Source organism: Pseudomonas sp. ANT_J12 (assembly GCF_008370045.1).
Lineage (GTDB): Bacteria > Pseudomonadota > Gammaproteobacteria > Pseudomonadales > Pseudomonadaceae > Aquipseudomonas.
The window spans coordinates 16171-37040 of record NZ_VOBN01000010.1; the positions used below are offsets into that span (position 1 = coordinate 16171).

General features: G+C 54.5%; 18 protein-coding genes and 4 pseudogenes. 10 read left to right on the forward strand and 12 right to left on the reverse strand.

Annotated elements, in window-relative coordinates; all coding sequences use genetic code 11:
* Together FQ192_RS20435 and FQ192_RS20440 are read right to left on the reverse strand one after the other, a co-directional pair.
* Positions 1–789, reverse strand: a complete 789-nt coding sequence (locus tag FQ192_RS20435) for an amino acid ABC transporter permease (protein WP_149660171.1) — start codon at positions 787–789, stop codon at positions 1–3.
* A gap of 52 nt (positions 790–841) precedes the next feature.
* Positions 842–1612, reverse strand: a complete 771-nt coding sequence (locus tag FQ192_RS20440) for an ABC transporter substrate-binding protein (RefSeq protein WP_149660172.1) — start codon at positions 1610–1612, stop codon at positions 842–844.
* Between the two features lie 262 nt (positions 1613–1874).
* Between FQ192_RS20440 and FQ192_RS20445 the strand changes: the two genes are divergently transcribed.
* On the forward strand, positions 1875–2345 hold the full coding sequence (locus FQ192_RS20445) for an Lrp/AsnC family transcriptional regulator (RefSeq protein ID WP_149660173.1): 471 nt from the start codon (positions 1875–1877) through the stop codon (positions 2343–2345).
* A gap of 608 nt (positions 2346–2953) precedes the next feature.
* Here the strand turns inward: FQ192_RS20445 and FQ192_RS20450 are convergent.
* A pseudogene (locus FQ192_RS20450) lies at positions 2954–3983 on the reverse strand (IS110 family transposase).
* Between the two features lie 657 nt (positions 3984–4640).
* Between FQ192_RS20450 and FQ192_RS35080 the strand changes: the two are divergent.
* From FQ192_RS35080 to FQ192_RS20470, 3 genes and pseudogenes are all read left to right on the forward strand, one after another.
* Positions 4641–5134, forward strand: a pseudogene (locus tag FQ192_RS35080) (antitoxin Xre/MbcA/ParS toxin-binding domain-containing protein).
* Between the two features lie 613 nt (positions 5135–5747).
* A complete protein-coding gene (locus FQ192_RS20465; RefSeq protein WP_149660174.1) occupies positions 5748–6419 on the forward strand; it encodes a hypothetical protein in 672 nt (223 codons plus the stop codon).
* Positions 6420–6694: 275 nt separating this feature from the next.
* Complete coding sequence (locus FQ192_RS20470; protein WP_149660175.1) at positions 6695–6883, forward strand: AbrB/MazE/SpoVT family DNA-binding domain-containing protein; 189 nt, start codon at positions 6695–6697, stop codon at positions 6881–6883.
* Between the two features lie 756 nt (positions 6884–7639).
* Here the strand turns inward: FQ192_RS20470 and FQ192_RS20475 are convergent.
* The 4 genes and pseudogenes from FQ192_RS20475 to FQ192_RS20490 form a co-directional block, all read right to left on the reverse strand.
* The gene (locus tag FQ192_RS20475) at positions 7640–7987 is read right to left on the reverse strand and encodes an isochorismatase family protein (RefSeq protein WP_256672324.1); all 348 of its coding nucleotides are present in this window, start codon (positions 7985–7987) and stop codon (positions 7640–7642) included.
* 58 nt (positions 7988–8045) lie between these two features.
* Positions 8046–8255 (reverse strand): annotated as a pseudogene (locus FQ192_RS20480) (cupin); the annotation flags it as partial.
* A 197-nt stretch (positions 8256–8452) separates the two neighbouring features.
* Positions 8453–9322, reverse strand: a complete 870-nt coding sequence (locus tag FQ192_RS20485; RefSeq protein ID WP_149660176.1) for a GyrI-like domain-containing protein — start codon at positions 9320–9322, stop codon at positions 8453–8455.
* A 749-nt stretch (positions 9323–10071) separates the two neighbouring features.
* Positions 10072–10617: a DUF3703 domain-containing protein gene (locus FQ192_RS20490; RefSeq protein WP_218585784.1), complete on the reverse strand. Its 546-nt coding sequence runs from the start codon at positions 10615–10617 to the stop codon at positions 10072–10074.
* Positions 10618–11692: 1075 nt separating this feature from the next.
* Between FQ192_RS20490 and FQ192_RS20495 the strand changes: the two genes are divergently transcribed.
* Entirely contained in the window at positions 11693–12109 is a 417-nt protein-coding gene (locus FQ192_RS20495) for a hypothetical protein (protein ID WP_149660177.1), read from the forward strand.
* A 302-nt stretch (positions 12110–12411) separates the two neighbouring features.
* Here the strand turns inward: FQ192_RS20495 and FQ192_RS20500 are convergent.
* Positions 12412–13257: pseudogene (locus FQ192_RS20500) on the reverse strand (YifB family Mg chelatase-like AAA ATPase); the annotation flags it as partial.
* Positions 13258–14196: 939 nt separating this feature from the next.
* Here FQ192_RS20500 and FQ192_RS20505 point away from each other — a divergent pair.
* Complete coding sequence (locus FQ192_RS20505; protein ID WP_149660178.1) at positions 14197–14502, forward strand: HigA family addiction module antitoxin; 306 nt, start codon at positions 14197–14199, stop codon at positions 14500–14502.
* A gap of 53 nt (positions 14503–14555) precedes the next feature.
* Here FQ192_RS20505 and FQ192_RS20510 read toward each other — a convergent pair whose 3' ends face one another.
* Entirely contained in the window at positions 14556–15071 is a 516-nt protein-coding gene (locus tag FQ192_RS20510) for a Bro-N domain-containing protein (RefSeq protein WP_149660179.1), read from the reverse strand.
* A 417-nt stretch (positions 15072–15488) separates the two neighbouring features.
* Positions 15489–15755, reverse strand: coding sequence for an accessory factor UbiK family protein (locus FQ192_RS20515; RefSeq protein WP_007894783.1), 267 nt, complete (start codon positions 15753–15755; stop codon positions 15489–15491).
* Positions 15756–16170: 415 nt separating this feature from the next.
* On the opposite strand from FQ192_RS20515, the gene glnK reads away from it, so the two are divergent.
* From glnK to sutA, 4 genes are all read left to right on the forward strand, one after another.
* Positions 16171–16509, forward strand: coding sequence for a P-II family nitrogen regulator (gene glnK / locus FQ192_RS20520; protein WP_002555808.1), 339 nt, complete (start codon positions 16171–16173; stop codon positions 16507–16509).
* Between the two features lie 35 nt (positions 16510–16544).
* Positions 16545–17882, forward strand: coding sequence for an ammonium transporter (locus tag FQ192_RS20525; RefSeq protein WP_123597492.1), 1338 nt, complete (start codon positions 16545–16547; stop codon positions 17880–17882).
* Positions 17883–18096: 214 nt separating this feature from the next.
* Complete coding sequence (locus FQ192_RS20530; RefSeq protein ID WP_033060691.1) at positions 18097–18522, forward strand: secondary thiamine-phosphate synthase enzyme YjbQ; 426 nt, start codon at positions 18097–18099, stop codon at positions 18520–18522.
* A gap of 102 nt (positions 18523–18624) precedes the next feature.
* Positions 18625–18948, forward strand: coding sequence for a transcriptional regulator SutA (sutA, locus tag FQ192_RS20535; RefSeq protein ID WP_054617023.1), 324 nt, complete (start codon positions 18625–18627; stop codon positions 18946–18948).
* Between the two features lie 317 nt (positions 18949–19265).
* Here sutA and FQ192_RS20540 read toward each other — a convergent pair whose 3' ends face one another.
* Complete coding sequence (locus FQ192_RS20540) at positions 19266–19973, reverse strand: HAD family hydrolase (RefSeq protein WP_149660180.1); 708 nt, start codon at positions 19971–19973, stop codon at positions 19266–19268.
* Positions 19970–20869 (reverse strand): tyrosine recombinase XerC, encoded by a 900-nt coding sequence (gene xerC / locus FQ192_RS20545; protein WP_149660181.1) that lies wholly within the window; start codon positions 20867–20869, stop codon positions 19970–19972. The genes FQ192_RS20540 and xerC overlap by 4 nt, the downstream gene beginning before the upstream one ends.
* Between the last annotated feature and the right edge of the window lies 1 nt (position 20870).

A 20870-nucleotide genomic window follows, 5' to 3' on the forward strand; every position in this document is an offset into this window, starting at 1 on the left:
TTATCTCCTTTCAACACTTAGGTAGCGTTCAAGCGCATTAGTAACCTGGGTGAGTCCAGTGGTGAGCGTCAAGTAGATAAGAGCGGACGTAACCAAGACCGGGACTGGCTCAAATGTCGCGGACTGGATGCGGCTGGCCGCATTGGAAAGCTCGACCACTCCGATGGCATAAGCCAGTGAGGAGTCCTTTAATAGTGAGACGCCATTGTTCACAAGAGGGGGTAGGCAGATCCGTAGTGCCTGAGGCATCACAACATTGATGAAAATTGTAAATCTGGAGAGCCCAAGTGCATGAGCCGCTTCTATTTGCCCCTTTGGAACGGACTGCAGACCTGAGCGAATTGCTTCGGCATTATAAGCGCCAATGTTGAATGCCAATGCAACGGCGGCAGAGGTGAAGTCATTGAACTCTAAGGACGGTAATATTACAGGGAGCGCAAAAAACACAAACAAAATTTGCAGTAATAATGGGGTTCCTCGTGCTACCCAAACATAGAACGAACAAACCCATCGCAGAGGAGGAAGGGTTGATGCTTTTCCCAAGGCGATAATGGTTCCGATTGCTACTCCGAAAATTCCCGCCATAACGGTCAACTTTACCGTTACCCATACAGCTGCTGCCAGCTCCTTGGAGTTAGGCCCAATCGGGTTTGGAAAAAAATGCAGTATCGCATCCATTGCAAATAGTATTGCTGACGTGATGACGGTCGCTAACAAACCTTTGAGTAGCGAATTATTTATTTTCAGGGCTCTGCTTGGGAGTACGCAAAATTTTGCACTAGAAGACATAGTAGTACCTCAAAATCCAAGCTACTTGATTCTTAGCTTTTACCGAAAATTTTTATAAGCAACGAATATCTTCGTTGAACCATTTTTTCGAGATTTTTTCGTAAGTGCCATCAGATTGCATATCCGCAAGCGTTGTGTCGTAGGCCGCGGCGAGTGAGTCATTGTTGTTTTTAACTGCCGATGCAACCTTCTCGGAGAAAAGGTAATCTCCAACAGTCATTCCGCGTGTAGGTTGCTTCTCAACAGACAATTTAGCTACAAATTTATCGGTGACCCATGCATCGGCGCGGCCCGAAACCATTGCGTTACGGGCATCACTATCAGACGCAAAGTTTCGGACTTGCTTTATACCGGGGATGGTGCTCGCTTTTTGGAAGTAGGTAGACCCCGTTTGCGCGGACACCACCTTTCCATTCAGATCTGTGGCGCCTTTGATTCCAGGTTGATTGCTAACAATCACTCCGCCAGTGCAGTAAAGCGGAGATGTAAAATGGACGGCTTTGGCGCGTTCGTCTGTAATGGTGAATGACGCAATAACGATATCCCATCGATCCTGGGTCAAGCCGGCCAGCAGCGAGTCAAAAGACATAGGCTTCCACTCGGGCGTTACGCCCAACCGCCGAGCAACTTCATTACCGATATCAATTTCAAATCCAGTGAGGTTTCCGCCGTCAAAGTACTGAAATGGAGGGAATGTACCGTCCGTGCCGATAATAATTTTTCCGGAGCTTTGTATTTCCTCCAGGCTTTTAGCTTGCGTAGGGGCGATAGAAAGCGAGGCGATAAGCCCTACGACACCGAGGAATAGTGTGATTTTTTTCATCTTTGTAACTCCCACTTCGATTATTGTTAAAGGCAGTTTTTTGATGAGATAAGAAAGGCCGTACTTGTTAATTCAGATACTTATATACGTAATTCGGGCAATGTCGTCCTTTGTGTAAACGCCGTTTCTGGCGCTTTCTGCGCTGAATCGTCCCGTTGCCGCAGCAATAAGTTTATGAGATCCTCAGAGCGTATTTCGGCGTTAATATATGAGCTTTTGCATTTTTAATGCGTTAAATTGATAGTATTGGAGGAAAAACTGCATGATATCTTTGGATCGAATCGATGCGAGCATACTGAGTGCCGTCCAAAAAAATAATCGAATCACTTCTGAGGAGTTGGGCAACGCTGTGGGCTTGTCTGCTACGGCATGTCAAAGGCGATTAAAGGCGTTGCGAAAGGATGGTGTTATCGAAGGTGATGTGTCAATCGTGTCGCCTAAGGCAGTGGGGCGTCACGTATTCATGTTAGTACTTGTTTCTCTAGAAAGAGAGCGAGCGGATATCATTGATAAATTCAAAAAATCGATCCGTAATACACCAGAGGTTATGACGGGGTACTACGTGACAGGGGACTCTGATTTCGTTCTCGTTATAACCTCAAAAGATATGGAAGATTACGAGCGGTTTACCAGGAGATTTTTCTATGAGAATTTGGATATTAAAAGTTTTAAAACATTAGTTGTGATGGATAGGGTAAAGGCTGGATTTGAGCTTCCGATCGATATCGAGTAGTTACGCTTTTCTAGGCGTTCGATAAATAGTATTGTTTTTGGCCTGTTTAAATTAGGTCTCTCAGTGAGGGCCGGATCTAGGAGAGGACGCTGAGAATCCTGGAACGTATGGTCATATGTTAATTCTCTTGATCAAAAGCGAACGTTTATTGCATGAATTATCGATTGAGGGGGCCCTTTGCGGCCCTATTGGGCGCTGGAACCGTATGTTGACTCTTCATTCTTGTTGATCGTATCCAGAGCACCTCGCACATTGCCTCTAATCTCACCCGACCTGCTGCTTATATGGACAAACCGGAAATTTGCTTTGGGTAGGAACCGACTCCTAGTTCCACCGTCCGTATATGGACTCCTCCTCATTGCAAGCCCCGTTGCTTTGGCTCCCGTGCCGACTGCACGCGTATATTCGGCCTCTAAATACGGCATCGTTTCGATGCAGGGCCATGATGCGCTATTCGCGCGCCGGCTCTCGATCGCTTTTTCGTGCTTTTCGCACTTGGACATTCGAGGGTTTTGCCGACGCCGGTTCGACCGGTTTGTCATCGTTCAGGTTGCTTCGCAATCGTGGTTAAGAGTTGTTTCTCTCGTAGAATACGCCGGGTAAATAGATCAGGCCGCTGCCTGATTCGGTTGGTAATCAGTGCCGTGACGCAGCATCGCCCAAGCCATGCGTGCAGTTTTATTGGCCAGCGTAATAGCGGCCACATTGGGATGTGATCGCTCGGCTAAACGAACGGCTCACTGGCTGAGCCGATCCTAATTGGATTTGGCTGTGCGTAGCGCCGAGCGTGCGCCATGCACCATCAATGTTCGCAGATACGTATCACCGCGCTTGCTGATACCGAGCAGTCGATCCTTACCACCAGAACTGTGTTGCCTCGGTGTCAGTCCCAGCAAGGCGGCAAACTGTCGGCCATTGGCAAACTGACGAGCATCACCGAGAGCGACGACGAGCGCTGTGACGATCATTGGACCGACACCGCGCAGCTGTTGAAGGCGAACGGCGGACGGCTCGTTTGTCGCGATCGCAGTGATCTCGCCGTCGAGCTTGCATACACCCCCATCCAGCGCACGAAGGTCGTCCCACAAACCATCCAGCAGACGACGAAAGCGTGCCGTCAAACCGTTATCCGCATCCTCTAGCCAGGACGGTTTGCACGACCCAGCATTAGCAATTCCTTCGATGCAACGAGACCGTACTCGGCGATCAGCCCACGGATCTGATTGGCTTTGACCGTCCGCTGTTCGATTAAGCCGGCCCGGATGCGATGCGTCGACTGGATATCCTGTTGTTCGATCGTCTTGATGGCGACCAAGCGCATGCTGGGACGGCTCATCGCTTCGCAGATCGCCTCGGCATCGTTCGCGTCGTCCTTGTTGTTTTTGACATAAGGGTTAACGAACTGGGGGCGATCAGCTTGACTCGAAATCCGCGAGCTTCGAGTTGCCGCGCCCAATGATGGGCCCCACCGCAACTCTCCATGCCGATCCCACAACCAGGTTCGACCTTTTCCAGCACCGCTTGAAGCCAGCGATCACGTGGTAGCCACTGCCGCCAGACCGGCTTCTCATGGCAATCCACACCGTGGATCTGAAACACGTTCTTGGCCAGGTCAACCCCAATGCGCATAAGCTTCATGTGTGGACTCCTTCTCACTGTTGACTGTGGTTCGCACCTTCAGTCTGGCACTCAAGATACCGAAGTGAGGAGGAGTCCATCCCATTGCTTTTGGCTCAGGCTGTGTAAAAACGCAGGTGCCGTTTTGAAGTCTGCGTTGCTACGTAAAACCTGCCAGTGCTTGGTTAATCAGCAGACCTGAAATTTGCGCAGGAACTCGATTTTCGTCCTGGTTCTGACTGTCACACTTGCTCTAAAACGTTTTTACACAGCCTCGGCCGCTCTCTGCCGGTCATCGCTACGAAGCGCGCTGGTCAAGTCCAATATGGCTGATCAGGTCGAATGCAAACGGGTGGTCAAGGCAGTGCAATTACCCAGTGACGACCACGCTCCTATTTCTGAGCCTACTTCGAGGCCAGATCGACAACATTCGGATCGCTTAGCTTAGCCTTCAGCTCTCGGTTTTCGTCTAGCAGCACTTCGTTGATCGAAGCCAAACTGGCGACCTTGGTGTAGGTTTTGGAAATAAATGCGACTTTTCGGCAATCAATGCGACAAGGTTGATAATGAGTTTAACGTTTAGGCCTTTCCCTCTCCGGTGAATGAAAAGATATCTTCAGAACCGCACCAGGCGCTGCCTACCGACTAACCGACTTCACAGGACTAGAGATTTGTAGGATGCTGTTCTGCAACACTTACCTGGCCGAAGGGTGGCGCCATGTTTGCCGAACTCATGCTCAAAGATCCTTACCTTACCGCTCCTACCGGATTCGGCTGGAACTGCTATTAGGCATCCCCAGGCACGCATCCGATCAAGACATACATGAACTGTTTGATGGCTGCTTCATGCCCAACAGCGTCATTTCACTCAGCGATCTTCGCTTACTGAGCCCGCTAGAGCGTGACCAGATTATTCCGCTGAGAACTTTGAGAGACAGAGCGGCTCGTAATCAGCGACTCACAGTGTACGAGAGCGACCGGCTTTTCAGATTTGTGCACATCACGGCCATGGCGGAGGTACTTTTCGGGGACGAAACGAAGGCTAGGCGATGGCTCTCAAAGTCCAAAGAACGGCTGGCCGGCAGGAAGCCGTACGAGATGCTCTCTACCACCCCGGCACACGGGAGGTCGAGCTGATGCTGATCCAAGCAGCAGAACCATTTGCATTCTGAACACAGGAGCATCGGAGGCCATGAAAGGTAAGCGTAAGGCCAAGACAACCAAGTGGGGGTTGGAGCAACAGCTCAGGACCGAGGCCCAATGCCTGTTGGCCGGTAGATCACTGAGGACTCAACAGCGATTTCTAGTTGCTGCCTCCACATTTGATATCGAGCAAGAACCAGTCGGGATGCTAGCAGGGTTGTCGCTGATGCCTCACAGAACCAGGCCGAGAATTTAACGATAGCGCTCTGCACCTGCAACGCACCGGTACAGTTATCGGCATCACTGTTCCCACAACCCGTCTCGACTTACCGAGCTTAATCTATGCCTGCGCGCCAAATGGAACAGGTTTTCATGATGTCTCTAGTCTGTGACGGTCCACCATGGTGTGAGGCAACAACGATTCCTTCGAGAGACGTTTAACCATTGATCGAGTATCGGTATACCTCGTGCCATTGGTCTTGATTTCCCCGCTCCACGACCGTTTTTTGCATCTCAGGGAATCCTCGCCAGCAAAAAGGAACACGGCTACCACCGTCAGATGATCATTGCGATAACTAGCCTTCGGGGATAGATTGGTTATTGGTGATATGTGATCGCTCCGATAACCTTGGGGAAGTTGGCATGACTTTCAGAACTGACTCGGTTGAAATCGGTCCGGAATCGCTCGTGATTGAGATTGAAATCCTATCTCAAGAAACTGACGACTCTAGGCATAAGATTGTCATTACCGTGAACGCGAAATCACGGGACATGGTCGACGCCTATGTATGCTCGGTAGAAATGCTCACCCAGGCATTCCGCGCCCGCATGAACTCCCTTCCTGCCGATACGATTTCTTCCATCGTCTCACTAATGGTTCCTAAGAAACCCGTGCCGTCGACGTTACTACGCGAGGCCCGAATGCTGGCACAGGCGAAAACCGAGATACTTCAAAGTAACGACTGGTTGACGGCCAACGAGATCTCGAATCTCGCACAATTCAGCTCCAGCAACCCCAGCTCGCAGCCCAACAAATGGAAGCGGGCCGGGAAGATTTTTGCTTTGCGCCATGAAGGCGTCGATTATTTCCCGATCTACGGGCTCGACCCGGCACAGGGCTTTCGGCCGCTTTCTGCGCTGGAGAGTGTAGTTTCGACGTTCGCCACAATTAAGGACGGGTGGGCAATGGCGTTTTGGTTTGCTTCGCCAAATACCTTCCTCGGCGGGAAGCGGCCCAAAGAAGCGCTCTTGGCCAATCCCTCAGGCGTGCTCTCAGCGGCTAAGGAAGAGGTGTCCGGGGTCGTCCACGGATAACAATCCACCGAGGTTGCCGCAATCTCCCGGCGAAGTGATGCACTTACGAGACTTTACCCTCGAAGCCAATATGCGACTCCTGCATCGATTTCATATGGAAAAGTACCAAGCGACAAAATTTAACGACACCGCAAACAGAAATGCCTGCTTCAGCCAAGTCAGGTCAGGTCAGGGAGCAATCGGCCACGAACAGCCAGTGATCTGTATCCATCCACACGGGACACCGCACGACCATAATGAGGCGTTTCTTATGACGAAATGAGAGTCTTACGATCATGAGCGAAAACGAACACTGGACAGTCAAATGCCAAGACACTGCGGATGGAAGTGGCGACGTCATCGTCGATTTACCGCCTGAACTACTTGCAAAACTAGGCCTCAGCCTTGGTGATGAGTTGACCATCGAAATAATAGATGGCGCGATAGTCCTGAAGCCAAAGCGCAATACTTCGCCCTCTCCTTGAACCCAGTGCTGTCACGCTTCAAATTTTAAAGGTTTGCTGGGAAGCCAGCTCATCACAAGCGGCTCGGCATGATTGTCGGCTTTCATGCAAAAGCCGTCCTCCGAGACGTGACACTTCACATTATATTTCACATATGCGGCAGTCTCTTTCTCAGTGTTCACGGGGCATCCAAGCCACTATTCGACCCAAGCTAAGTCCGGCCTTCATTTTTTTCTTCACATCTTCTCGCTGACTCGTAAGGGAAAATCTCGATACCTAGGCCTAACCCGCGCTACCCGCGTCAGCTCCCGCGATGGTCGAACTGGTCTACGAGAACAGCGACTTTCGGTCCAGACTGTGTGAAACCCCATGCGCCGTCTTGAAGTCTGCGTTTCTCAGGAAGATCTGAAATACCCACCGATTTTTGATGCCCTCGCTGCCTGAGGTTCAAAAAATGCTAGTCGGCCAAAATCAGACCTTTCCTGTCGTTAACTCATGGTTTTTTCCTCTGATCGCTGTGCTTGAGGGCCATCAGCCCTCACTACAGACGCACCTCACCTGCATTCAACAACCGTTTTCGCACCATCCACAGGTTCGACAAAGCGAACAAGGTTGACTGTTGTGTAATTGCATGGACTTGACCACCCATTTGCATTGCCACTGACCAGTCAATTGCATACGTGCTGACCAATCGTTTGCATTCGACTTGACCAGCACACGCCGTAGTGACGACCGGCAGAGAACGACCCTGTAGCGGTCTGTCAGAACGGTGGATTTCTATACGTGAACGAACTCAACGGCATCGCTTTCTTGCGCGAGGATATGCACCCCAAAGCTTTTGATACTGGGCAAGGTAGCGTTGTGGTGAGCGATTATTTGCGCCGCGTCGGCATGGGCTTTGTCGTGAGTAGTGTGAGCATCACTCACCACGGTCACGTCGTACCCCAGTGCCGCTGCACGCCGGACCGTGGTGTCGATGCAGAACTCCGTGGCATAGCCACAGACGACAAGATGAGAACTGCCGCTTTCTACCAGCACTGATTCGAGGTCTGTTTTCAGAAAGGAGTCAGGGGTGGTTTTGCGGACAAAATAATCAGCGCTCCCTGTGAGGAGCCCGGAATCCAAAGCCCATGCCTCGCTGCCATGCCTAAAATACTCACCGTGAGTTGCCTCTTGCTGACACCAATGTCACGACGCGCTCGATGCCTGACTCGCGATAATGCATATCTACCTTGCCGTCGAGAACTGCAAATACCTTCTCACCATCGTTGACATGCCACTTATATGGCTGGTCGGTCCAGTGGAGGCGGACCGTGGTTCCACCCATGTTAGCTATGTCGTCAGCACCCCAAGCGCGAGTGGCGGTGAAATCTTTGCTACGAATAACTCTCATTGATCGCGGTTCTCGAACAGATAGTGAATTTCTACCAATTTATCAGAACCTTTGACCGTCCCCTGCTGGCCGAAAAGAAGGCCTGGACTGAACGCCCGCTGAACGATTTAGCCAATCTGTTGCCTCGACCGGTTGAATCCACAACCCTGAGCGGACATTCGTCAACGTCAGTTCAGAGTCGAAAGCTGCTCGCTCCGCTATTGCAGTGGAACATACACATCAGTTTGCCATTGATCCTGCGGTGTCTCGGGATAGACGCTCAGGTAATGGAAGAACAGCGGCTGGTCACGAAGTTCCTCTCCACTGGCAGGAAGCCAATCGCGGTAAATCGGATAGATCGTTTCGCCGATGTGATCCGGTGACCCCACGTGTCGTACCACGACGCAGCGACCGCCGGGAATGACGATCTCGCGCACGCCGAACTCATTCGGCGCCACGGTCTCGTGAATCTCGCCGCAGATTGCGAAGCGGAATGCTTGCGCAGGTGTCGTATCGGGGTTGCCATAGGGAATGCCAAAGCTGCGACTCGATGCCACCGGCGACTGTCCGCTCTGCTTACGCCACTCGATGAACTTGCGCACGCTCTCATTGACGAGCCCGGCGGGTCCGCAGTGTTCAAGCGCTGCGACCCTGACTTCAGGGAATTCCACGATTCGTATTTGCATGATGATAGTCCTAGAAAAGTGAGGGATTGCGAACACCGCATTCCAGACCTGCCAGTTCGGTTCCTTCCTGAACGCACTCGGCGTCATACCGAACGCCCGCCTGAACGCCCTGCAAAATGCCTCGGGACTTTCGAAGCCGGCACCGAGTGCAGCCTCCAGTACCGAGTGATCAGCGACGGCGGCTAGGCGATGCGCCGCGCGTCGTAATCGCATCAGTTGCACATAACGTGAAACAGGCACGCCTACGAACGCGGTGAATTGTCGATGGAAGTGAAACGCCGAAAAGTTCGCCACATGGCTCAACGTCTTCACCGACAGGTCACCTTCGAGATTTTCATCAATGTAGGCGAGGACGGTGTTGAAGCGTTTTGTGTAAGCGAAGTTGGTCGGCATGTCAGACACTGGGAAAAGGCTCTTGGAAGTACGGTCGGCAATAGAATCGACTATAGCGGCGTGAACGCGCCTAGCCGCGTTTGCTCAAGGCACGTTTTGGGTTGGCCGATACGATCTCTTCCAAAGCGATGTAAAGGTCAAAGAAAAGGGGACAAATTGGGACAGATCTATTTTTGGCGCAGATTCCGTCGTCACTCACACCGTCATTCGTCAACGCGGGCAAAACTGTCGCTACGGATGAGACCTATCGCGGCCAGTTCCGAATCTTGTTCACCAGCGCTCCTCGCTTGGCCTTTGACGTAACCGAATCGACAATTTCATATTGACAATCGCACCACAAGCCCACTTGACGAAGCCAGAAAGCCTGCGCGACGGGTTCTGTGCCAGCCGGCTGTGCAATCGCGTTCTGTTCCACCGACTGCTACTCGCAGGCTCACAAGCAGGGATTCAAGGGACCACTCAAGCACAGCGGCTTGCAAAAAAAGCCACCTTCCAACGTGACCGGCTAGTAATAGACTAGCTTTCGTAAGCTTGAGCCTTATGCGGGGAAACTCGCACGTACGGTTCTAAGGGAGTCCGGGATCAGTAATGATCCGGGGCTATCCGACAATTCCATGCCCGTAGACCTTCCAGATGATCCCGTTCTGCGCAAGCAAATGCTTGGGCAGATGCTCGACGAGCGTCAGGTGGATAAGGACCTCAGTTCCAACTGTTGCGTTTGATCGGCTCAGCGCTCGCTTGGTCTGTAGGTACAGGCGTTAACAGCGCCAGGCCACTAGAAGGAGCAGGGCAACCACAACAAGACGCCACATGATCTGACGCCGCAGGCTATAACGGACAAAGCACGATTCTAAATCCTGAGGAATAGGCATGGGTTTGATAGGCGAGGCATTGGTGCCTCCCGTGTTGCCAACGGGAACCCAACCGAATATATAACCCGGCACAACGGCAAGTATGCGGGTGAATTGCCCTATGCCCTCGCTTAGATCTTGGCGCAGAAATGCGATGCGAAGCATCCATAGGTGCGTGCTCAGGTGTGCCCAGAAGTAGCGTTGGCCAACAATGTGCGCACGCTCTAGGTGATGAATGGCAGTAGCCCAGTGTCCGGAGGCATAATCGCTCTTAGCTAAGTCCATCTCGAGCTTGAAAACTCGTTTTGCTTGGCTTGCCATGCGATACACCTGCTTGTAGTGAATATGAACATATTGTTTCGCTGTCTGGTCAAGCTGTATTGAACGATTCGGCTGAGTGATTCGGGTGCGGCGCACGATTTGAGATGCTGATTTTAGGGTGGTGCCAAGCACCTTACGCATGCTCCGTGTGAAGTGGGCTGGGTCGGCATCCCCGTATGGGCAGACTCGGCGAGTGGAACCCCCGCAGTCATCGCCCGACCAGCAGTCTTCAGTTTGCGCTAAGTGAGCCGCCGCGATAAGGACGGCGCCAAACTGTTCCTCGCCAGTGCTCGTAGCCTAGGTTCCAGCCGCCAACGCTACAAGCGGGAGCGGGCAAATCAACATATCGTAGAGTCCAAATTATTTGGCTACTACATAGATCGGCGCTTGTTCGGGTTAACAACTGCTTGAGCCGAATACGGTGAAAGTCGCACATTCGGTTGATAGGGCCCTAGGCCACCAGTGCCCGACTAAACTTATCCACAATTGCTGATGTAAAATCAGCAACCCGCCCTGGGTAAAGTTTCAATGTAATGGGCCGGGGAACAAACCTTCCTCGCCTGGCCGATAAGGGCGATTGTGTCCGCATATTTTTAAGCGGACGCAATCAGGCGTAATGGACGCGTCTTGTCAGTTATTCCAGGCAGCCTACATTTGATATTCACGGAAGGTGCGGGCGTTGGTTTGTATTCGCCGATGCCGTCGCATTCTCAAATTCTACTTTGTCCGGGTCCATAGCTATCAGGGTATTGCTCGGGCTCTTACATCGTTGGTTCAGTCACTTGTTCAGGTTCATCGTTGGGGGTACTCCGGGCATTTTTCGAGATGCTCGAAATTTCCTCCCTGTTTATTTCAGGCGTGCGAGGTGATTCTACTTCCGGTACGGATCGATAAGGCCTGACATATAGACGTTTTGTTCAAGACGAGGAATTACGGAATTTCTAGAATCAACAAATACGTTTCACCTCATATAGGCCGCCCATATTAATTGCCTGGTTGCAGGAGAACCGTTTCTTTTTAACTTGAACACGGAAGGTGGTCGAAGGGTGATTTTCCAAATGCACGACTCTTACTGACACAGGGTTTGACATGCTTTCCGGAATCGATAATTCTGACCAGCTTGCTGCGCTTATTGAAAGATTTTTGGCAGAAACAACAACTCGGGCAGTCCGCCTGAATCAAAACTTGAAGCACTTCAGGGGGAATAATGGAATATATCATCGGCGCGGGGCTCGCGTTGCTAGTTGCCGTATTTGCGGCACTAGTAGGGTTTGATCGAGATCGCGCATTTTACCCGACGGTTCTTGTCGTAATTGCATCCTATTACGTGCTTTTCGCAGCTATCGGCGGATCAGTGCAAGCGGCAACCACTGAAGCTCTGGGGATGACGGTATTTCTGATTGTAGCGGTTGCCGGATTCAAATTTAGCCCATGGTGGATCGTTCTCGGACTGTGCGCGCATGGTATCTACGACTTCAAGCACGGATTATTTATTGATAACGCGGGCGTTCCCTTGTGGTGGCCTTCGTTCTGCCTGATCTATGACATTGTAGCTGCTGCTTGTCTTGGTTTATTGCTCAAGCTTCGCGCAGGTCGGTTCGCTAACGTGAGGATGACTAAGTGAACCGCTACGATTGTTGAAAGGTCGCGCCACTTACGCTTAAGCGTAGCTTACAAAAAACGTAAGCAGTCCATAATTGCGAGACGCTCTGAATCAAGGGCCTCAGCTATCTTGGCGACGGCCGGTTTCTTCAGAAATGTAGGATGAGACATGCGTATCGTTCCCCGGCAATCCCAAAAGAGAAACCGGAAGTTAGGCCGTCCATTAGTTCGATAACGCGCACGTCATCTGCCGCCGTAGTAGCTCACGGAACAATAAAATTTGCATTTATTTCTATAAATCTGCATCTATTTCTAAATGTCACAGCCGCCACCGACCAGCGCCGGGCCTGATGCGGAGTGGTGGGGTTGGCGAAACGGGCGTTGGGGCCAATGACTCAACGGCATACAACTGACCACTGATTGAATCGCCGCGACTTCCAGCGCTTCCGTCTCGGCCAAGGGTGGCAACAGCCCTGGCAAGCGGCTCGCCAGCAAGGTTTTCCCCGTGCCTGGCGGACCGCTGAACAACAAGTTGTGCGCGCCCGCCGCCGCGATCAGCAGCGCTCGTTTAGCGGAAAGTTGGCCCTGCACTTCATTCAGGTCGGGATAGGGTTTGCTGGCGTATAGCAATCCATCGGAGACGTAGGGCTCAACGGGCGTATGACCATTGAAATGCGCCACTGCCTGAAGCAGATGATCCACCGCAATTACCTTCAACCCCGATGCCAGGCAAGCCTCTTCGGCGTTCGCCCGCGGCACCACCAGCGTCCGCCCGGCCTTGCGCGCTGCCAACGCGGCCGGCAACACACCGCGAACCGCCCGCACTGCGCCCGACAGTGCCAACTCTCCGAGACATTCCACGTCATCCAACGTCAACGTTGGCACCTGCACGCTGGCCGACAGAATCCCCAAGGCAATCGCCAGATCAAACCGCCCGCCATCCTTCGGCAAATCCGCCGGGGCGAGATTCAACGTGATGCGTCGCGCCGGAAATTGCAGGCCGGAATTGATGATCGCGCTACGCACCCGGTCCTTGCTTTCCTTCACCGCCGCCTCGGGCAAACCAACCATCGTCAGCGACGGCAAGCCGTTGGCCAGATGGACTTCTACGGTAACGGCGGGGGCATCGACACCAATCTGGGCGCGGCTGTGGACGATGGAGAGGGACATGGTCGTTCCTTGAGCTTTTACGGGAACCGCTTCCTGCGGTTTTTGAAGGGTAGCCGGGTCGTGTGGCGGCGCAGGCGCCAAACTTTCGCAGGATGTTGCGAGTGTCTTTCTGGTGGGGAAAGCGTAAGGGAGAGGGGAGTGCCGACGTAATCAGTCGCGGGATGAGGTTGTTGTAGGACGTTGCCTGGATCGATGAAGGACGTCGGTGAAAGCCGAATCGAAGGCGAAAAAAAACCGCCTTGAGTAGACGGTTTTTTATTTGCAGGCTTCGGTGAGGCCGAGGCCTGCACTTCCTCAATGAACACACTCACGGTGGGAAGCCTATTCAAATTTTCTCCTCCAGGCAAGCGTCGATAACAATCTGCTGATGGTAGGAACTAACAACGGCGATGAACCGGAAAAGGATTTCGCCACTTCATGATTTGATACAACTCGTTAACAGATTTGAAAGGTACGCATTGAAAGAACTGCGATAGCATTCGCCGCGATGAGGCTCGATGAGTGAGTGAGTCGCGAAGTGTGGCTGGGAGCGTAAAGATTTTCATGTTCCTCGACACGGTGTGAGAGTCGTGCCGGTGCAGGTTTTGAGGAACCCACACCCGGCCGCCTCAATGAATGCACTCACATGTATTCCCAAAGGTGCGCGTACACCGGAAAGCGCACTGGAGGTTTGGCCTCACGCAAGGAGGGCCAAAGTATGTCTAAGTTTCTTAAACATATGTGGAGCCTCGTTAGAAACGCGTTATGGGCTTTTCGCCTGTACGAGTTTCTGCGGGACCGCTGGGATGATCCGCAGTAAGGATTGACCCGGTGGAAACCGCCCTGGCTTCGGCTGGGGCGGTTTTTCGATCTGTATGAAAGTTAAGAGCTACATGTTTCAAGCTTGCTCCGTCATTCAACGCTGAATATTCGTTGTCGGTGCCAGAGGCAATATGAGTAATGACTAAAAACGGTATGCGCCCGGTTCACCCCGGCGAGATCCTCAAAGAGGAATACCTGGAGCCTCTGAGCCTTACAGCAGCGGCGTTGGCCAGGGCATTGAGCGTTTCGACGCCTACGGTGAATGACATCGTGCTTCAGCGTCGTGGTGTCAGTGCTGATATGGCTATTAGGCTTTCTATCTGCCTGGACACGACCCCTGAGTTTTGGCTGAACCTGCAATCGACTTACGATTTGCGTAAAGCCGAGATTGAACGAGGGGCTGCGATTCGGGAACAGGTTGAGCGTCTTGCGCACTGCGCCTGATTCTCTGCTCTAGAACGAACCCCACGCTACAAACGTGGGGTTTTTTGTGTCGCTCAGAATGCCTGGAGCATTCGCGATGCACGCTTCCACCAAGGCGCATTCACCGCACGCCGTGGCCGCTCACCCTCCAACAGCATATGCGGCACATCCTGTAACCGAATCCACGGCTGGTTATTCCAGTGCAGCAAGCTCAATGACATCTCTGGCCAGTTCAGCAGGCTCGGGCGTTCGGTTGTGGTCGATTGTTGGGCATCTCTGAGGGCTGGGACGACGTCGTGGGTCAGCCATTCGCGCAGGCCTCGGTATTCGGGGCAGTAGTGGTAGATCAGTAGTGCGTAAACGCCGGATTCGCTGATGAGCAGGGTGTTTTCGACGGTGCCGTGGCTGAGCATTTTCAGAGTCTGGTGTTGGTCGGGGTCGAGTTTGCGCACGGCGCGTTCGTCGAGGTAGAGGCGCAGGAGGCGGCCGAGGTCGCGGGCGCTGAACCAGGGTTGGTTTTGGAGGAGGAGGGCGTGGAGGTGGAGTTTGTGGCGGGTGAAGACGTGGGGGACTAGATAGTTGTCGTCCATAAACAGTTCTCAAATTCGCTTGATAGATCACTGCCACTTATCGTCGCCAAACAATAAGGGTGGCAGCTGCGTGCGGGTTGGCGAACCGGCCAAGCGAATACCGGCAGACCCGAAGGTCTCCCACACGCAGCCGCCATATTTCGAATTGGGAGAGATACCCATAATCGGATGTGGTTGCGTGCATAGCTTGGTTCCAGGTCGCCAAACCCAGTGCTGAATAAGTCAGCTGAGAATGAGCTTAGGCGCCGAAGCTTCACGACGCTATCGGACGGCGGTAGTGATCTTTGTAGGACGTTGCCGAGATTGTTGCGAGGCGCAAGATCAAAAGATCGCAGCCTTCGGCAGCTCCTGCAGGACATAGAGCGGAACGCGGAGCGCCCCTGGCGGCATTCCCACGCAGAGCGTGGGAACGATCAGTTACTCCGCGTCAGCAGGCGGATTGAGCTTCGCTTCCAGCTCCGCCACCTTCGCCTCAAGACTCTCCAGCCGTGCGCGAGTGCGTGCGAGCACCACCATCTGACTATCAAACTCTTCCCGGCTCACCAGATCCAGTTTGCTGAAGCCGCTCTGCAACAAGGCTTTGAACTGGCTTTCGATTTCGCTTTTCGGCAGCGGGGTGTCGCCGCTGAAGAGGCGGGAGGCGGTGCCGCTCAGGGCGTCGAGGAAGTCTTTGGGCGCGAGCATGGGAAAGGTCCTGGAAACAATGGCGGGCAGTGTATCACGCAGTGTCTATAGTCAATCCCGCAGGCAGGGATGCACGCTTTTCGCGCAGGCGGACGGACGGCAGCGCACTGTTGTTGTGCGTAATGCCATTGGCATTTGTGGAAAGCAGCTTGCAGCAGTGACCAAGGGGTTGAATTCAGTGAGTTTTGGCGAGATGGCAAGGTTTCTGCTTAGTCACCCTTGACCCATGCACTGATGCAGTCGCTGTGACGAATGCAGTGCGCCACACGAAACGGGGAAGTTTCGTACGGAGTGGTTAGCTGGCGTCGGACGGGCAGGTTGGGCCGACGATGCGTTACAAAGCCAGGCACTGCGCTTAGACTTGAGACGGGTTTGTTTTCCTGGGGCAAGTCCACCAATTCGGGAGAGAGTTTTCATGAAGCTAGTCACTGCCATCATCAAGCCGTTCAAACTGGACGATGTACGCGAGTCGTTGTCCGAGATCGGCGTGCAGGGCATTACCGTTACTGAGGTCAAAGGCTTCGGTCGGCAGAAGGGTCACACCGAGCTGTATCGCGGCGCGGAGTACGTGGTCGATTTTCTGCCCAAGGTGAAGATTGATGTCGCCATTGACGACAAGGATCTTGACCGGGTTATCGAGGCGATAACCAAGGCAGCCAACACCGGCAAGATCGGTGACGGCAAGATCTTCGTGGTCAATCTGGAACAGGCGATTCGCATCCGTACCGGCGAAACCGATACCGACGCAATCTAAGCCGCCACACACCCAACGCCCCAGGAGAAAACAATATGACTCTGCGTAAATTCGCAGGGCTAGGAGCCCTGTTGTCCATCGTAATGCCCGGCCTGGCTTTGGCGGCAGATCCGGTGGCGCCTCCAGTCCTCAATTCCGGCGATACCGCCTGGATGTTGACCTCGACTGCCCTTGTGCTGTTCATGACCATTCCGGGCCTTGCGCTGTTCTACGGCGGCATGGTTCGCTCCAAAAACATTCTTTCCGTGATGATGCAGTGCTTCGCCATTACCGGTCTGATCACCATCCTGTGGTTCATTTATGGCTACAGCATGGCGTTCGATACCACGGGGATGGAAGCCAACGTCGTCAACCTCAACTCCTTTGTCGGCAGCTTTGCCAAGGCCTTCCTCGCGGGCATCACGCCTGCCAGCATTACCGGCCCGGCGGCGCTGTTCCCTGAGGCAGTATTCGTTACTTACCAGATGACCTTTGCGATCATCACCCCGGCGCTGATCGTCGGTGCGTTCGCCGAGCGGATGAAGTTCTCCGCGATGCTGATCTTCATGGGCGTCTGGTTCACCCTGGTTTATGCGCCAATCGCGCACATGGTCTGGAGCGGTCCGGGTTCGCTGTTGGGCGACTGGGGCGTGCTCGACTTCGCGGGCGGCACCGTGGTTCACATCAACGCTGGTGTGGCGGGCCTGATTGCCTGCCTGGTGTTGGGCAAGCGCAAAGGCTTCCCGACCACCCCGATGGCACCGCATAACCTCGGTTACACCCTGATGGGCGCCGCCATGCTGTGGGTCGGCTGGTTCGGCTTCAACGCCGGTTCCGCTGCAGCGGCCAACGGCACGGCCGGTATGGCGATGCTGGTCACCCAGATCGCAACTGCTGCTGCTGCACTGGGCTGGATGTTCGCCGAGTGGATCACCCACGGCAAACCCAGTGCACTGGGTATCGCTTCGGGTGTGGTTGCCGGTCTGGTCGCCATTACCCCGGCTGCGGGCACCGTGGGCCCGATGGGCTCGCTGATCATCGGCCTGGCGGCTGGCGTGGTGTGCTTCTTCTGCGCCACCACCCTGAAACGCAAACTCGGCTATGACGATTCCCTGGACGCCTTCGGCGTGCACGGTATCGGCGGTATTCTCGGCGCGATCCTGACCGGTGTGTTCGCTGCACCGTCCCTGGGTGGCTTCGGCACCGTCACCGACATCGCCGCACAAGTCTGGATTCAAACCAAAGGCGTGGGCTTCACGGTGATCTACACCGCGATCGTCACCTTCATCATCCTCAAGGTCCTGGACGCCGTCATGGGTCTGCGTGTGACCGACGAAGAAGAAGCGGTCGGCCTCGATCTGGCACAACACAACGAACGCGGCTACAACTTGTAAGACGCGCAGAAAAAAACTTGCCCGGCTTGCCGGGCATTTTTTTGTCCGGGATTTGTCATTAAAGAGGTAGCTGAAAGGTTTTTTCCTACGGCTTAAGTCGTGTTTACGACGAGCGTTTTTCTGGGGCGAAAAACTTACAGCAATGCAGGAATATTAGGGCCTTTGTTTTTTCCCAGAGCGCGCTAGAATGCGCCCCGAACGTGCGGAGAACTGTATGTGGCAACAGACTCTGATTACCCTGCGGGCAAGGCCCCGGGGCTTTCATCTGGTAACGGACGAGTTACTCGCCGGCTTGCCTGAACTCAAGGCGTGTCGGGTCGGTCTGTTGCATTTGTGGCTGCAGCATACCTCGGCGTCGTTGACCATCAACGAGAACGCCGATCCGGCGGTACGTCGCGACTTCGAACGATTTTTCAATCGTCTGATCCCACAAGGAACAGACGGCTATGAGCATAACGACGAAGGCCTGGACGACCTCCCGGCGCACTTCAAGGCCAGCGTGCTTGGCTGTCAGCTCAGTTTGCCGATTTCGGCGGGCCGACTGGCGTTGGGGACCTGGCAAGGCGTTTATCTGGGCGAGCACCGTGATTTTGGCGGTGCCCGTAAAGTCCTCGCCACCGTGCACGGTGAAGGGGCATAAGCCGCTGGTTGCCAGCGGCTGTTGATTTTTTTCCGGCGGCCTTCGACAGATGGCGAAGCTGGGCTATAACTAATCTGCTTTTCGCAAGTCATGAGGTAGAACATGAGCGACGATGATCTGGAAAACGACGACCTCGAAGTAGGCGACGAAGACGAGGCCGAAGAAGGCTTGGAAGCAGCAGCGGAAGACGTTGCTGACGACGACGGCGGTGAAACGCCGGTTCCGACCGCTAAAGGCAAGGCCAAGGCTGCTGTGTCAGTCGATGAGCTGCCGAGCGTCGAAGCCAAAAACAAGGAACGCGACGCCCTGGCCAAAGCCATGGAAGAGTTCCTGGCCAAAGGTGGCAAGGTGCAGGAAGTGGAGGCCAATGTGGTCGCCGATCCGCCCAAGAAGCCTGACAACAAGTACGGCAGCCGGCCTATCTAAGCGCCTGCTACTGGCTTGCTTGCTGAAAAAGCCCGCCGTCGCTGCGGGCTTTTTCATGGGCGCAACAAAAGCCGGGGAACGCCTGCGTAGGAGCAAAGCTTGCTCGCGATAGCGGAGGGTCAGCCAATATCAATGCCGACTGACAGGGCCCCTTCGCGGGCAAGCCTCGCTCCTACAGGGTTGATGGCGTTCATACAATTGGCGTACGACACAAGTCCGTAGGAGCGAGGCTTGCCCGCGAAGAGGCCGTCACATTCAAAATGGATGTGGCTGATCCACCGCTATCGCGAGCAAGCTTTGCTCCTACGGGTTTTGTGTCAGGCCGAGGCTGCGTTCCAGCGGGCTAAAAGTGCCGGCAAATCGGTCAGGCTGCGAATCTCCGCATCCGGCAAACGATCCGCTTCCCAGGCCTTGCCCGCCGGGTTAAACCAGATTGCGCGCAAGCCTGCCTGTTGGGCGCCGGCAATGTCATCGCCGGGGTGATCGCCAATGTGCACCGCCGTTTCGGCCGTCGCACCGCCACGCTGCAACGCCTCGTGAAACAGCCGCGCATCGGGCTTGGCGATGCCGATGTCTTCGGCGCACAACGCAAACTTGAAGTAATCCGCCAGCCCCAGCCGACGCACGTCGGCGTTGCCATTGGTGACCACGCCGAGGGCGTAATGGTTGGCCAGGGTTTCCAGGGTCGGCTGCACTTCCGGGAAGATTTGCAGTTGATGCCGGGCGTGCAGGAACACTTCGAAGCTCTGATCCGCCAGGTCCGAAGCCTGGTCTTGGGCATAACCCGCGTCTTCCAGCGCATGGAACAGCACCCGCCGACGCAGGGCACTGATGCGGTGCTTCAAGGCAGGTTCGTTGGTCAAGACCCGCTCACGAATGGCCCACAAATGCTCCACCGGCACCGCGCCCAGCTTCGGTGCATGCTCGGTCAGCCATTCGCGCAACATGGCTTCGGCGCTGACGATCACCGGGGCGGTGTCCCACAGGGTGTCGTCGAGGTCGAAGGTGATCAACTGGATTCTCATGACTCATCGCCTTTGATGCGTTTGGCCCGTGGATGGGCGCTGTCGTAGACCGTGGCCAGGTGCTGGAAGTCCAGGTGGGTGTAGATCTGGGTGGTCTTGATGTCCGAGTGGCCGAGCAGTTCCTGCACCGCGCGCAGGTCCTGGGAGGATTCGAGCAGGTGGCTGGCGAAGGAGTGCCGCAGCATGTGCGGGTGCAGGTTTTGCCCCAGCTCGCGTTCGCCGGCAGCCTTGACCCGCACCTGAATCGCCCGTGGGCCGAGGCGCCGGCCTTGCTGGCTGACAAACACCGCGTCGTCCGTCGGGTTAGTCATCGCGCGCAGCGGTAGCCATAGCTCCAGCGCTTCCCGAGCCTTTTTGCCCACCGGCAGCAGGCGAGTCTTGCTGCCCTTGCCGAGCACCTGGACCATGCCGTCAGCCAGATCAAGCTGATCCATATTGAGCCCGGTCAGCTCCGAAAGCCGTAAACCCGAGGAATAGAACAATTCCAGAATCGCCTGATCCCGACGTGCCAGAAAGTCATCCTCCACCGCACCTTCCAAAAGTTGCAGCGCGCGGTCGGTGTCGAGGGTTTTCGGCAAGCGGCGTTCGCCCTTGGGCGGCGCCAGGCCGTTGGCCGGGTCGTGGTCGCACAAGCCTTCGCGATTCAGGTAGTGATAGAGCCCGCGCACCGCCGACAGCAGCCGCGCCAGGCTGCGGGAAGATTGCCCCTGGGAATGCAGGCGCGCAATCAGGCTGCGCAGGCGCTGGATATCCAGCCCGGCCCAGCTGTCGATGTTCTGTTTGACACACCAGCCGAGCACTTTGTCGAGGTCGCGGCGGTAGGCGTACAAGGTGTGGGGCGACACCTGTCGCTCACTGCGCAGGTGTTCGCAGTAAGCGTCCAGTTGTCGTTCCACG